Here is a 13449-nt window from a genome sequence, read left to right as displayed (position 1 = left end):
CAGACACAGAACGCTTCTTAGAGAAAGAGAGCTCATGGCTACCGCAACCAAGAAGAAGCCCGCCGGGGACACCACCGTGCACGGCGTCGGCCGCGTCGCCCGCGTCACGGGCCCCGTCGTCGACATCGAGTTTCCCCACGACGCGATCCCGGGCATCTACCACGCACTCAAGACCGACATCACGATCGGCGAGGAGACCACGACGCTGACCCTCGAGGTCGCGCAGCACCTCGGTGACGACCTCATCCGCGCCATCGCGCTCAAGCCGACCGACGGTCTCGTCCGCGGCCAGGAGGTGCGCGACACGGGTGAGCCGATCTCGGTGCCCGTGGGCGATGTCACGAAGGGCAAGGTCTTCAACGTCATCGGCGAGGTGCTCAATGCCGAGCCCGGTCAGAAGATCGAGATCACGGAGCGCTGGCCGATCCACCGCAAGCCCCCGGCCTTCGACCAGCTCGAGTCGAAGACGCAGCTCTTCGAGACCGGTATCAAGGTCATCGACCTTCTCACGCCCTACGTTCTCGGCGGCAAGATCGGCCTCTTCGGCGGTGCCGGTGTCGGCAAGACCGTGCTCATCCAGGAGATGATCCAGCGCGTCGCCTCCGATCACGGCGGTGTCTCGGTGTTCGCCGGTGTCGGCGAGCGCACCCGTGAGGGCAACGACCTCATCATGGAGATGGAGGAGGCGGGCGTCTTCGACAAGACCGCCCTCGTCTTCGGCCAGATGGACGAGCCGCCGGGCACGCGTCTCCGCGTCGCCCTCTCGGCCCTCACGATGGCCGAGTACTTCCGTGACGTGCAGAAGCAGGACGTCCTCCTGTTCATCGACAACATCTTCCGGTTCACGCAGGCGGGCTCCGAGGTGTCGACGCTTCTCGGCCGCATGCCCTCCGCGGTGGGCTACCAGCCGAACCTCGCGGACGAGATGGGCATCCTCCAGGAGCGCATCACCTCGACGCGAGGCCACTCGATCACCTCGCTGCAGGCGATCTACGTGCCCGCTGACGACTACACCGACCCGGCACCCGCGACGACCTTCGCGCACCTCGACGCAACGACGGAGCTGAGCCGCGAGATCGCCTCGAAGGGTCTCTACCCCGCGGTCGACCCGCTCACCTCGACGAGCCGTATCCTCGACCCTCTCTACATCGGCGAGGACCACTACCGCGTCGCGACGACCGTCAAGCAGATCCTCCAGAAGAACAAGGAGCTGCAGGAGATCATCGCCATTCTCGGTGTCGACGAGCTCAGCGAGGAGGACAAGATCACGGTGTCGCGTGCTCGCCGCATCCAGCAGTTCCTCTCGCAGAACACCTACATGGCGAAGAAGTTCACGGGCGTCGAAGGCTCCACGGTGCCGCTCAAGGACACGATCGAGTCCTTCGACGCGATCGCCAAGGGCGAGTACGACCACGTGGCCGAGCAGGCCTTCTTCAACGTCGGAACCATCAGCGACGTCGAGGAGCGCTGGGCTCAGATCCAGAAGGAGAACGACTAGTCGTGGCCGAGCTCACGGTGAGCGTCGTCGCCGCCGACCGAGAGGTGTGGTCGGGCGTCGCGAAGCAGATCGTCGCGCGCACCACGGAGGGTGAGATCGGCATCCTGCCCGGTCACGAGCCCTTGCTGGGCATCCTCGGCGCCGGAGAGGTGCGCATCACGCCGACGGAGGGCGCCGTCGTCACGGCGCGCGCCGAAGACGGGTTCCTCTCGGTCGAGAACAACACCGTGACAATCGTCGCGGGCGCCGCCGAACTGCTCTAGTGCTCATCGCCATGGCCGGGCTGCCCGGCTCCGGCAAGAGCACTGTCGCGGAAGCGCTCGGGGTGCAGCTGCGCACTCCCGTGGTCTCGGTGGATCCGCTCGAATCCGCGATCCTGCGCTCGGGTATCGAGAGCGACCAGCCCACGGGACTCGCCGCGTACCTGGTCGCGGAGACGATCGCCGAGTCGGTGTTGCGCGCGGGCCAGGGCATCATCGTCGACGCCGTCAACGCCGTGTCGCCCGCCCGTGACCAGTGGGTCCTCCTCGCGGAGCGTGTGGGCGTCGAGGTGCGGTTCATCGAGACCGTGTGCAGCGACACTGCGCTGCATCGGCGTCGGCTCGACGAGCGCAGACGCGATCTCGAGCACCTCGCCGAACCCACCTGGCACGCCGTCGAACAGCGATTGGACGAGTACGCGTCCTGGTCGGGTGCGGCCGATGCGTGCCCGCGCCTCACGCTCGACACCGTCTCCGAACTCGATGCGCTCGTGACCGAAGCGATCGCCTTCCTGCGCTCGTGACCCTGCTCCTCCTGCCGCCGTCGGAGACGAAGCGGGACGGGGGAGTGCCGCGCTCGCGCCTCGCCCTGTCGCGAATGGGCTACCCCCTCCTGACGGAGCTGCGCGCCAGCATGCTCGACCAGCTCGTCGCCGTGTCAGTCGACGACGAGACGGGCATGCGTGCCTTGCGCATCAGCGCCCGAGCGGCCGCGGTCGAGCTCGAGCGCAATCGGCGGGTGCGCAGCTCGGCGACGTTGCCGGCGCTGGAGAGGTACACCGGCGTGCTGTACGACGCGCTCGCGGTGACGGAGTGGAGCGAGGATGCTCGTCGTCGCGCCGCCGATCACGTCGTGATCCAGTCCGCACTGTTCGGGTTGCTGCGTGCCGACGACCCGATTCCGGCCTACCGTCTCTCGCACGACTCCCGGCTCCTCGACGTCCGGCTGGTACGGCACTGGGCCGATCCCGTCGCGCGCATCCTCGCTCGGCACCGCGGCCCGATTCTCGACCTGCGGTCGGAGGCCTACTCAGCCCTCGGTCCGATTCCCGGGCGCGACGACGCGCGCTTCGTGCGCGTCGTGGCAGCGGGCGACGACGGTGTCACCCGTGCCCTCTCCCACGCGAACAAGTCGGCCAAGGGCCGCTACCTGCGCACCCTGCTCGAGTCGGGCCCGATGCCCACGACGCTCGACGGAGTGGTGGCACGCTCGGCCGACCTCGGGTGGATCCTGCGTCCGGGCGCGCCTGGCGAACTCGACCTCGTGGTGCCGCAGGACTGAGAGACGTCAGATCACCCGGTCGTGGCAGTTGCGCGCCAGCAGCCGACGATGTGGTCGTCGACGAGACCGGCCGACTGCATGAGCGCGTAGGCCGTCGTCGGGCCCACGAAGCGCCAGCCGACAGCCTTGAGCGTCCGCGCGAGAGCCACCGATTCGGGGGTGCTCGCGGGCAGATCGGCGAGCTGGGCCAGCCGTGTCGCGCGCGGCGCGGGTGCGTGCCGCCAGACGAGCTCGTCGAGCCCGCCCGGCTCGAGGGCGATGTGCGTCACGAGCAGCTGCGCGTTGGCGATCGTGGCCTCGATCTTCGCGCGATTGCGAATGATCGACTCGTCGGCGAGCAGGCGGGCGACGTCGCTCTCGTCGAAAGCGGCGACCGCCGCGGGGTCGAAGCCCGCGAAGGCGCGCCGAAAGCCCTCCCGGCGGCGCAGGATCGTGATCCACGAGAGCCCCGACTGGAAGGCCTCGAGGGAGAGCTTCTCGAAGAGCGCACGGTCGCCGTGCAGGGCCACGCCCCACTCCTCGTCGTGGTACCGGCGGTACTCGGCATCGTCGCCCACCCAGCCGCATCGAGCACGGCCGTCGTCGGCGACGCGCACGTCGTGCGCGGGGCTCATCGGTGCGTGATGCCTTCGTGGTCGAGCAGCCAGACCTTCGTGGGCACGCCATCGCCCGCGCTGTAGCCCGTGATGCGCTGATCGCTCGCGAGGACGCGGTGGCACGGCACAATGAGCGGAACGGGGTTGGCGCCGACGGCACCGCCGACGGCGCGCCCCGCGGTGGCGCGGCCCGTCTCGCGGCCGAGCTCGCCGTAGCTGCGCGTCGCACCGAAGGGGATAGCACGCAGTCCCTCCCAGATGGCGCGCTGGAACGGCGTGCCCGTCAGCCGCACGGGCACGTCGATGTCGCGCCGCGACCCCGCGAAGTACTCGCCGAGCTGCTCGACAGTGCGGCGAGTGAGATCGTCGGGCACGTCGGGCTGGTCATCGGTGGAGAGAGTGCCCGCGCGCTCGATCTCGAGGCGCGTGATCGCCGTGCCGTCGCCCTCGACGACGATGCGCCCGAGTGGCGAGGCCGTCGTGAGGCGGGCGATCGCGCTCGCGGCGGAGTGCTCTGCCGTGGGGGACTCTGCGGGGGAGCGGCGGACGGGCGCGGTGTCGAGCTGGGTCATACCGAGCAGACTACGGCCCCGAGCATCCCGCGACCGGCGGAAATCGGACACGGGGATCGGTGCCGGTGCGCGAGTTCCTGGGGAGGGGGCGTGGAGGCTCGTGCGCGAGGATGGGGGCATGACGACCATGACGTATCGCACCCTCGGGCGCAGCGGGCTGCGCGTCTCCGCCGTCGGTCTCGGCTGCAACAACTTCGGCCGACCCGGCTCGGCGACCGAGACCCAGGACGGCACCGACCGGGTGCTGCACGCCGCGCTCGATCACGGCATCACGCTTCTCGATGGCGCCGACATCTACGGCCACGAGTACGGACGCAGCGAGGCCATGATGGGACACGCGCTGCGGGGCCGCCGCGACGAGGTCGTGCTCGCGAGCAAGTTCGGGCACGTCGACTACGAGAGCCCGATCCCGCACTGGGGTGCCAAGGGGTCGCGCCGCTACATCCGCCTCGCGGTGGAGGGCAGCCTGCGGCGCCTGCAGACCGACACGATCGATCTGTACCAGTTCCACACCCCCGACCCGCTCACGCCGCTCGAGGAGACCCTCGCGGCGCTGCACGAGCTCATCGACGCGGGCAAGGTGCGCTACATCGGCCACTCCAACTTCGCGGGCTGGCAGCTCGCGCGCGCCGACCTGCTCGCCGAGCTGCACGGCCACCCGTGCTTCATCTCGGCCCAGAACGAGTACAGCCTGCTGCGGCGCGGCGCCGACCGCGAGCTGCTTCCGGCCGCCGCCGAGCTCGGTGTCGGCTTCCTGCCGTACTACCCGCTCTACAACGGCCTCTTCACGGGAAAGTTCTCGCGCGAAGGCGGGCCCGCCGACACCCGCATCATGCGGCAGCGCCCCCACCTCGTGGAGACCGCGCCGTGGGACCGCATCGAGGCCCTCGAGGCCTTCTGCGCTGCGCGCGGCATCGGGATGCTCGAGGCGACGATCGGCTGGCTGCTGAGTCGCCCGGCTCTCGCGAGCGTCATCGCCGGCGCGACGACCGCGGAGCAGGTCGCGCAGAACGCCGCCGCTGTGAACGCGTGGACCCCGACGGAGGAGGACCTCGCTGAGATCGATGCGCTCTTCCCGCCCGGGGTCGACTACTCGGCGCCCTCCTCGTAGAGCACGGGAGGGCTGCTCTCAGTCGGCGAGGTCGTCGTCGGAGCCCTGCGAGGGCGGCAGCGGCTGGGCGTCGACGTTGATCGCGCGGTTGAGCTCGGCGGCCTCGGCGTTGAGCTCCTCGAGCTCCTCGAGTAGCGCGTTGTACTCGTCGACCGCCGCGTTGAGGCCCTCCCGCTCGACCTCGAGCGCCGCCTGGCGGTCGAGGAGGGCCTGGCGGTCGGACTCGAACGCCGACTGGCTCGTGTAGCCGCCCGGTCGCGAGGCGCGCTCGTTGAACGCCGAGATGTCGTCCTCGAGCGCCGCCGCCGCGTCGGCGTACTCCGCCTGGTCGGCCTCGAGCGCCGCGAAGCGCGCGTCGAGCTCGTCGCTGAGCTGCTGCAGCCTCTCCTCGAGGCTGTCGAACACGGCGGCGACCTGCGCGTAGAGGTCGATCGTGAGGGAGCGATCGTCGAAGTAGCGGGCGTAGTGCTGCTCGAGCTCCGGCGCGAGAGTCGGAATCTCGGTGCCGAGGATGGCGTAGAGCTCGGGGATGCGCGAGGTCGGGTCGAGAGCCTCGTACTCGGCGATCCGCTCGACGAGCTCGTGCTCCGGCCCGAGGGCGGCGAAGTCGGCCTCGAGGAGCACGGCGAGAGCATCCCGCTCCTCGGTGCTCAGGCGGTCCCACGCGGCGTGCAGCATCTCGTGCGCCGCGACGACGACCTCGTAGCCGTCGAGGTCGTCGTTCGTGACGTCGTAGAGGAAGATGCGGCCGTCGGCGGGCGTGTAGCAGCCGAGCACCCCCAGACCCGTCTCCTCGAAGGAGCAGAACAGGTCGAAGCGCTCGGGCGGGAGGACCTCGGGTACGCTCGCGTAGAAGAGGAACCGCCCCTCCTCACTCAGTCCCGCCTGATCGGCGTACCGCACGATCGTGGGGTCGGGCTCGTAGCTCCACACCGTGAGCTGGTCATCCACCTGCCGCGGATTCGCCACCGCCCAGCCGGCGCCCGCGAGCACGAGCCCTTGCGCTGCGATGCAGATCGCCGCGACGGCGAGAAGGGCGCCGCGGCCCACCCGCGCGCCCCGATCGCGCCGCGCGTGCCGCGGCTCGGTCGAGAAGTGGCTCATGCCCTCACGCTACTGTCGCGATCGCCCTCAGGCCGCGAGCACGGCGATCGCGGCGTTGAGTGTCGTCGCGAAGAGGGTCCAGAACCAGTAGGGGATCAGCAGGGCCGCGGCGGGCTTGCTGATGTCGGCGAAGCGGATGATCGCGGCGAGGATAGCGAAGTCGAGCGCGACGATGATGCCGAGAGCGATCCACAGGCCGCTCGCCCCGATGAGCGAGCCGAGCCCGAAGAAGACCGGGGTCCAGAAGCCGTTGAGCACGAGCTGCACGACGTACGCGACGAGCGCGCGGCGGCGGGCGGTCGAGGCGGGATGACGCCACACGAGCCAGGCGGCGACGGCCATGCTCGAGTAGAGCACGGTCCACACGGAGCCGAACACGGTATTGGGCGGCGTCCACATCGGCTTGGCGAGATCGTCGTACCACCCGGAGATCGCCGTGACCGAGAGGGCGCTGCCGATGACGGCGACGACGAAGGAGGCCGCGAGGAAACCGGTGAGCGCGAAAGCGGACCGCACGGCGGAGTGATCGCCGGACGTCGGGATCGCGGACTCCTGCGCCCGTGCTCCGACCATGCTCACCTCCCGGCCCCCGATCCTTCGGGACAACCGTGCCCCTGGACCACGTCGAGAGTAGGCGCGAAGGCTCCGAACATCCTGCGCGTATGGCGTGCTCGCGCCGTGCTGGTGGCCCGGCCCCTCTCAGTGCCCGATGAGCGGCGCCATGACCCGTGCAACGAGGGACGAGCGGCCGGTCGCACGCTCCTCAGCGTCTGCCGCCGTCATCGCGAGCAGGCCGGCGTTCGCGCCCAGGAAGCGCAGCGGCTCGGGCTCCCACCGCGGCGAGCGATGGCCGACCCACGGCAGGCGCGTGAGCTCGGTGTCGGCCCCCGTCACGAGGTCCGCGAGCGTGCGCCCCGCGAGATTGGTCGTCGAGAGGCCGTCGCCCACGTAGCCGCTGGCTCGCCCGAGCCCCGAGCTCGGGTCGTAGTGCACGCTCGCGTGCCAGTCGCGCGGCACGCCGAGCGGCCCGCCCCACGCGTGCTCGATCGACAGCTCGGGCAGTGCGGGAAAGAGCTCGTGCAGCGTCGCCGCGAGGTGCGCGAAGACCCCGTCGACCCGGTCGTACTCGGGTCGGATCGCGCTGCCCCAGTGGTAGCGCGCGCCCCGGCCCCCGAACGCGATGCGGTTGTCGGCAGTGCGCTGGCCGTAGATGACGAGGTGCCGGCCATCGGAGAACGTCTGACCGTGCTCGATGCCGAGCTGCTGCCACACCTCGTCGCTCAGCGGCTGCGTCGCGATCATGAGCGAGTACAGGGGCAGCACGCGCCGGCGCAGCGGCGCCAGCCCGGCACCGTAGCCCTCGAGCGCGGCGATGACGTGCCGGGCGCGCACGACACCGCGGGCGGTCTCGACTCGGCCCGGTGCCCACGTCATGACCTCGGTCTGCTCGTGGATGACCGCGCCGCGCGACTCGACGATACGGGCGAGGGATCGCGTGAGCGCTGCGGGGTGCACGCGGGCGCACGCGGGGTCGTACACCGCGCCGAGTGCTCCGGCCGCGCGAACGCGCTCGGCGCTCCACAGCTCGAGAGCGTCGACGCCGAACTCGCGCGCCTCGGCGACCTGGGAACGAGCATCCGCCCACTGCGCATCGGAGCGCGCGTAGACGACCGTGCCGCCGCGCACGTAATCGCAGTGGATGCCCTCCCGCTCGACGACCGCGCCGACCTCGTCGACCGTGCCGATCATCGCGCGTCGCATCGCGAGTGCTGCCTCACGGCCGTGCTGCGCGGCGAGGGACGCGGTCGAGCGCGGGAAGAGCGCCGAGACCCAGCCGCCGTTGCGGCCGGAGGCGCCGAACCCCGCGATCTCCTTCTCGAGCAGCGCGATGCGCAGGTCGGGGTCGCGTCTCTGCAGCTCGTAGGCCGTCCACAGCCCCGTGAGCCCCGCGCCGATGATCGCCACATCGACGTCGGTGTCGCCGTCCAGCGGGGAGCGCGGGGTCAGCTCGTCGTCGACCGTCGCATGCCAGTAGCTCAGGCCGCGATAGTCCGCCTCGGTCACAGCCGGTTCGAGGCCTCGGTGAGCACGCTGCGCAGGATGCCCTCGATCTCGTCGAACTCGGCCGGCCCGATCGTGAGCGGGGGAGCGAGCTGGATGACGGGGTCACCCCGGTCATCGGCGCGGCAGTAGAGCCCGGCCTCGAAGAGGGCCTTGGAGAGGAAGCCGCGCAGCAGGCGCTCCGCCTCGTCCTCCGAGAAGGTCTCCTTGGTCTCCTTGTTCTTCACGAGCTCGATGCCGAAGAAGTATCCCTCGCCGCGCACGTCGCCGACGATCGGGAGATCCTTCAGGCGCTCGAGCGCCGCGCGGAACTTCGGGGAGTTCTCGCGCACGTGCTCGAGAATGCCCTCCTCTTCCATGATGTCGAGGTTCTCGAGGGCGACGGCGGCCGAGACGGGATGCCCGGCGAAGGTGTACCCGTGGTAGAACGCCGTCTGACCGTGGGTGAAGGGCTCGTAGAGCTTCTCGCGCACGATCATCGCGCCGAGGGGTGAGTACCCGCTCGTGAGTCCCTTGGCGGAGGTGATGATGTCGGGCACGTAGTCGAAGGCCGTGCACGCGAACATCTCACCGAGGCGGCCGTAGGCGCAGATGACCTCGTCGCTCACGAGGAGGACGTCGTACTGGTCGCAGATCTCGCGCACGCGCTGGAAGTAGCCGGGGGGCGGCGGGAAGCAGCCGCCCGAGTTCTGCACCGGCTCGAGGAAGACGGCGGCGACCGTGTCAGGGCCCTCGAAGAGGATCATCTCCTCGATGCGGTTGGCGGCCCACTGCCCGAACTCCTCGAGCGAGCCGTGGAAGCCCATCTCCTCGGCGCGGTAGTAGTTGGTGTTGGGCACGCGGAACCCGCCGGGGGTGAGCGGCTCGAACATCTCCTTCATGCCGGGGATGCCTGTGATGGCGAGTGCTCCCTGCGGGGTGCCGTGGTAGGCGACGGCGCGCGAGATGACCTTGTGCTTCATCGGCTTGCCGACGAGCTTCCAGTACTGCTTGGCGAGCTTCCACGCCGACTCGACGGCTTCGCCACCGCCGGTCGTGAAGAACACGCGGTTGAGGTCGCCGGGCGCGTAGTCGGCAAGCCGGTCGGCGAGCTCGATGGCCTTGGGGTGCGCGTACGACCACAGGGGGAAGAACGCGAGCTCCTCCGCCTGCTTGCGCGCCGCCTCGGCGAGACGCTCGCGGCCGTGGCCGACCTGCACGACGAAGAGGCCCGAGAGCCCGTCGATGTACTTGCGGCCGTGCGAGTCGTAGATGTGGTGGCCCTCGCCGCGCACGATGATGGGCACGCCCTCGCCGGCGGCCATGCCCGACTGGCGGGCGAAGTGCATCCACAGGTGGTCCTTGGCCTTGCGCTGCAGCTCGGCCTCGGCGAGAGCCTCGGCGCCGCTCAGGGCGGCGGGTGCGGCGGCGGTGTGGTGCGCGGTCGCGTCGGACTTCTGCTTCTTCTGCTTCTTCTTCAAGAGTGTCATCGTGTTCCCCAGTTGTAGAACTGCTTCTGCAGTCGTAGATAGACGAACGTCTCCGTGGAGTGGACGCCGTCGATGGCGCGGATGCGCCGGTTGAGCAGGTCGATGAGGTCGTCGTCGTTCTCGCACACGACCTCCGCGAGAATGTCGAAGCTGCCGGCGGTCAGCACGAGGTAGTCGACGGCGCTGAGCGAGGCGAGCTCGTCGGCGACCGCGGTCGTGTCGCCGGAGACGCGGATGCCGATCATGGCCTGCCGGTAGAACCCCAGTTGCATCGGGTCGGTCACCGCGACGACCTGCATGACGCCCGATTCGGTGAGCTTCTGCACGCGCTGGCGCACGGCGGCCTCGCTGAGCCCGACCGCCTTGCCGATCTCGGCGTAGGAACGCCGGCCGTCGGTCTGCAGTTGCTCGATGATCGCCTTGGAGACATCATCGAGCTGAACAGGCTTGGGGCGGGCGACCATGCCTCGATTCTGGCAGTCACGAAGGGTGATCACAAGCGGATCCGCAGGAAAAGCGGATTTCCAGCGACGAAATCCGTCGAAATCGACCGGGATGCTCTGCTCGGGCCGCGCTACAGTGTCGGCATGAGCACGCGCATCCTGCAGAACTTCATCGATGGCCAGTACGTCGCGAGCACCGCGGAGTCCCACACCGAGCTCGTGGACCCGGCGACGGAGGAGGTGTACGCGCACTCTCCCGTGAGCACGCCCACCGAGATCGACGCCGCCTACGGCGCCGCCGAGCGGGCGTTCGCCGCGTGGGGCCGCACGACGCCGCAGGAGCGGCAACTTGCGCTGTTCCGCCTCGCCGATGCTGTCGAGAGGCGGGCCGAGGAGTTCGCCGATCTCGAATCGCATGACACGGGCAAGCCGCGCGCGAGCCTCGTGGCCGACGAGATCGACCAGTCGGTCGACCAGCTGCGCTTCTTCGCGGGTGCCGCGCGCACCCTCGAGGGCCGGTCGGCGGGGGAGTACCTCGCGGGCCACACCTCGTGGGTGCGCCGCGAACCCATCGGCGTCATCGGGCAGGTCACGCCGTGGAACTACCCGCTCAACATGGCGGTGTGGAAGATCGCCCCCGCGATCGCCGCGGGCAACACGGTCGTGCTCAAGCCCTCCGACACGACGCCCCAGTCGACGCTCCTGCTCGCCGAGGTGGCGGCGGAGTTCCTGCCGGCGGGCGTGCTCAACGTCGTCGTGGGCGACCGCGGCACGGGCTCGGCCCTCGTCGAGCACCCGACGCCTCAGATGGTCGCGATCACGGGGTCGGTGCGCGCGGGCATGGCCGTCGCCCAGTCCGCCGCGCAGAACCTCAAGCGCGTGCACCTCGAGCTCGGCGGCAAGGCGCCCGCGATCGTCTTCCCCGACGCCGACCCCGAGGCGGTCGCCGAGGGGCTCGTGCTCGCCGGCTACTTCAACGCGGGCCAGGACTGCACCGCGGCGACGCGCGTGATCGTGCACGAGTCTGTGCACGACGCCGTCGTCGAAGCCCTCGCCGCCCGCGCGCGGTCGCACGCCCGCACCGGCGCGCCCCACGAGGAGGGCATCCTGTACGGCCCCCTCAACAATGCGAACCAGCTCGCCCAGGTCTCCGGTGTCGTCGACCGATTGCCGGCCCACGCCGACATCGTCACGGGCGGGCGACGTCAGGGCGAGAAGGGCTACTTCTACGAGGCGACGATCGTCACCGGCCTGCAGCAGGACGACGAGGCGGTGCAGGAGGAGATCTTCGGCCCCGTGCTCACGGTGCAGACCTTCCGGGACGAAACCGAGGCCCTCGCGCTCGCCAACGGCGTGCGGTACGCGCTCGCCGCCTCGGTGTGGACGAGCGACCACGCTCGCGCGCTGCGCCTGTCTCGCGATCTCGACTTCGGCTGCGTGTGGATCAACACGCACATCCCCTTCGTCTCCGACATGCCGCACGGCGGGTTCAAGCACTCCGGGTACGGCAAGGATCTCTCGCAGTACGGCTTCGAGGACTACACGCGGCTCAAGCACGTCATGAGCTTCCTCGGGGAGTAGCGGCGTGGCGTCCATGAACGATCCCGAGTCCGAGCCCGCCGACGAGGACACCGTCCTGCGGGAGTGTCCCCCGACGCTCGGAGCGGGAGGCGCCGCCGCGGAGCATCCCGTCGCCGACGTCGAGGACACCGTGATCGGGCTCATCCAGCCGCACGCTCCGGCGCACGATCGATCGGTCCTCTCCTCGCCGGCGCCGACCGCGCCTCTGCCCTCTCACGATGTGCCGCCCGAGCCCGAGCCCCGGCGCGCGCCCACGACCTGGGCTGCACACATCCGCGGCACGGACGTCACGATCCCCCTCGACCGGCCGGCGATCATCGGTCGTCACCCGAGCATGGCGCGCATCGACGAGGTTCCGCAGCCCCGCCGCGTGCAGATTCCGGCGACGCATCGGGATGTCTCGGGGCGCCACGCCCGCATCGAGCAGCTCGGCGACACTCTGGTCGTCACCGACCTCGGTTCGACCAACGGCATCGACGTACACTGGTCGCAGGGGCCGGTGCGCCGGCTCCGCCCGGGTGAGACGAGTGTGGTCCTGCCCGACGCCGTCGTCGCCATCGGCGATGCCGTCGTCGTCGAGTTCGTGGCCGTGGCTACCCTCTGACGCCGCGCGGCGCCAGCACCCTCGATCGACCGGAGTACCCGTGACCGCCCTCGGACGCAGCAGCGTGCGCCACACCGTGGCCCTGCCCGGCCACGGCGGAGCGGTCGAGCTCTCCTGGCACGGCGTGACCCACACGGGCTACCGGCGAACGGCCAACGAAGACAGCTATCTCGCCGACGTGCCTCTCTTCGCCGTCGCGGACGGCATGGGCGGCCACTCGCACGGCGACCGCGCGAGTGACGCAGTCGTGCGCCGACTGCAGGCGTGCGTGGAGGGCGACTTCGTGGGCATCGAGAGCGTGCAGCATGCCCTGCACCTCGCGACGTGGGATATCCACCACCTCGACGACGAGGATCGCGGCATCGGCACGACGGTCACGGGCGCCGGTCTCGACGTGCTCGACGGCGGCGCGGTGTTCCGCGTCTTCAACGTCGGCGACTCGCGCGTCTACCGCTTCCAGGGCAACGAGCTCACGCAGGTCACACGCGACCACTCGGTCGTGCAGGAGCTCGTGGACGCGGGGCAGATCCTCGCGGCGGACGCCGAGGCGCATCCCGAATCGAACGTCATCACGCGCGCCGTCGGTTTCTCCCTCGAGCCGGAGGCCGATCTGACGATCGTGCCCCTCGTACCCGGCCTGCGCCTCCTGCTGTGCTCCGACGGGCTCACGAAGGAGCTTCCCGCCGAGCGGATCCGCCTGCACCTCGCCGCCCGTCTGAGCGCCCGCGAGACCGCCAACGCGCTCCTGGATGCCGCCCTCGCCCAGGGCGGCCGCGACAACATCACCATCATCGTCATCGACGTCGTGCACGCTCCCACGTCGTCCCCGTCGGAATCCCTAGACTGACGTACGCGCCGTGCTGCGGCG

General features: G+C 70.1%; 15 protein-coding genes. 8 read left to right on the top strand and 7 right to left on the bottom strand.

Annotated elements, in window-relative coordinates; all coding sequences use genetic code 11:
• Nucleotides 1-34 precede the first annotated feature (34 nt).
• The 4 genes from atpD to FK219_RS06760 are packed head-to-tail and all read left to right on the top strand — an operon-like array spanning nt 35 to nt 3040.
• Nucleotides 35-1498, top strand: coding sequence for a F0F1 ATP synthase subunit beta (gene atpD, locus FK219_RS06775; protein ID WP_152583437.1), 1464 nt, complete (start codon nt 35-37; stop codon nt 1496-1498).
• A 2-nt stretch (nt 1499-1500) separates the two neighbouring features.
• Nucleotides 1501-1761 carry a F0F1 ATP synthase subunit epsilon gene (locus tag FK219_RS06770; RefSeq protein ID WP_152583436.1) on the top strand — a complete coding sequence of 87 codons (261 nt, stop codon included), beginning with the start codon at nt 1501-1503 and terminating at the stop codon, nt 1759-1761.
• 11 nt (nt 1762-1772) lie between these two features.
• The gene (locus tag FK219_RS06765; RefSeq protein ID WP_168212548.1) at nt 1773-2282 is read left to right on the top strand and encodes an AAA family ATPase; all 510 of its coding nucleotides are present in this window, start codon (nt 1773-1775) and stop codon (nt 2280-2282) included.
• Complete coding sequence (locus FK219_RS06760) at nt 2279-3040, top strand: YaaA family protein (RefSeq protein ID WP_328821630.1); 762 nt, start codon at nt 2279-2281, stop codon at nt 3038-3040. Before FK219_RS06765 ends, FK219_RS06760 begins: the two co-directional genes overlap by 4 nt.
• A gap of 11 nt (nt 3041-3051) precedes the next feature.
• Here the strand turns inward: FK219_RS06760 and FK219_RS06755 are convergent, their stop codons facing one another.
• Nucleotides 3052-3654 carry a DNA-3-methyladenine glycosylase I gene (locus FK219_RS06755; RefSeq protein WP_152583434.1) on the bottom strand — a complete coding sequence of 201 codons (603 nt, stop codon included), beginning with the start codon at nt 3652-3654 and terminating at the stop codon, nt 3052-3054.
• Nucleotides 3651-4208 carry a methylated-DNA--[protein]-cysteine S-methyltransferase gene (locus tag FK219_RS06750; protein WP_152583433.1) on the bottom strand — a complete coding sequence of 186 codons (558 nt, stop codon included), beginning with the start codon at nt 4206-4208 and terminating at the stop codon, nt 3651-3653. Before FK219_RS06750 ends, FK219_RS06755 begins: the two co-directional genes overlap by 4 nt.
• 118 nt (nt 4209-4326) lie before the next feature.
• Here FK219_RS06750 and FK219_RS06745 point away from each other — a divergent pair, with 118 nt between their 5' ends.
• Nucleotides 4327-5319 carry an aldo/keto reductase gene (locus FK219_RS06745; RefSeq protein WP_152583432.1) on the top strand — a complete coding sequence of 331 codons (993 nt, stop codon included), beginning with the start codon at nt 4327-4329 and terminating at the stop codon, nt 5317-5319.
• An 18-nt stretch (nt 5320-5337) separates the two neighbouring features.
• Here FK219_RS06745 and FK219_RS06740 read toward each other — a convergent pair whose 3' ends face one another.
• From FK219_RS06740 to FK219_RS06720, 5 genes are all read right to left on the bottom strand, one after another.
• Nucleotides 5338-6423, bottom strand: a complete 1086-nt coding sequence (locus FK219_RS06740; protein ID WP_152583431.1) for a hypothetical protein — start codon at nt 6421-6423, stop codon at nt 5338-5340.
• 27 nt (nt 6424-6450) lie between these two features.
• Entirely contained in the window at nt 6451-6996 is a 546-nt protein-coding gene (locus FK219_RS06735) for a TspO/MBR family protein (protein WP_152583430.1), read from the bottom strand.
• A gap of 126 nt (nt 6997-7122) precedes the next feature.
• A complete protein-coding gene (locus tag FK219_RS06730) occupies nt 7123-8487 on the bottom strand; it encodes an NAD(P)/FAD-dependent oxidoreductase (protein WP_152583429.1) in 1365 nt (454 codons plus the stop codon).
• Nucleotides 8484-9812, bottom strand: a complete 1329-nt coding sequence (locus FK219_RS06725; protein ID WP_235923812.1) for an aspartate aminotransferase family protein — start codon at nt 9810-9812, stop codon at nt 8484-8486. Before FK219_RS06725 ends, FK219_RS06730 begins: the two co-directional genes overlap by 4 nt.
• A gap of 137 nt (nt 9813-9949) precedes the next feature.
• Entirely contained in the window at nt 9950-10417 is a 468-nt protein-coding gene (locus FK219_RS06720) for an Lrp/AsnC family transcriptional regulator (protein WP_152583427.1), read from the bottom strand.
• Nucleotides 10418-10540: 123 nt separating this feature from the next.
• Here FK219_RS06720 and FK219_RS06715 point away from each other — a divergent pair, with 123 nt between their 5' ends.
• Genes FK219_RS06715 through FK219_RS06705 form a run of 3 tightly spaced genes read left to right on the top strand, consistent with a single transcriptional unit; the run spans nt 10541 to nt 13428 of the window.
• Nucleotides 10541-11977: a gamma-aminobutyraldehyde dehydrogenase gene (locus tag FK219_RS06715; protein WP_152583426.1), complete on the top strand. Its 1437-nt coding sequence runs from the start codon at nt 10541-10543 to the stop codon at nt 11975-11977.
• Nucleotides 11978-11990: 13 nt separating this feature from the next.
• A complete protein-coding gene (locus FK219_RS06710; RefSeq protein ID WP_152583425.1) occupies nt 11991-12581 on the top strand; it encodes an FHA domain-containing protein in 591 nt (196 codons plus the stop codon).
• Nucleotides 12582-12621: 40 nt separating this feature from the next.
• On the top strand, nt 12622-13428 hold the full coding sequence (locus FK219_RS06705; RefSeq protein ID WP_152583424.1) for a PP2C family protein-serine/threonine phosphatase: 807 nt from the start codon (nt 12622-12624) through the stop codon (nt 13426-13428).
• The last annotated feature ends 21 nt before the right edge of the window (nt 13429-13449 follow it).

The sequence above is a fragment of the Microcella pacifica genome, from assembly GCF_009371975.2.
In the GTDB taxonomy this organism is placed as follows: Bacteria; Actinomycetota; Actinomycetes; order Actinomycetales; family Microbacteriaceae; genus Microcella; species Microcella pacifica.
This window is presented reverse-complemented; position numbering and strand designations above follow the sequence as displayed.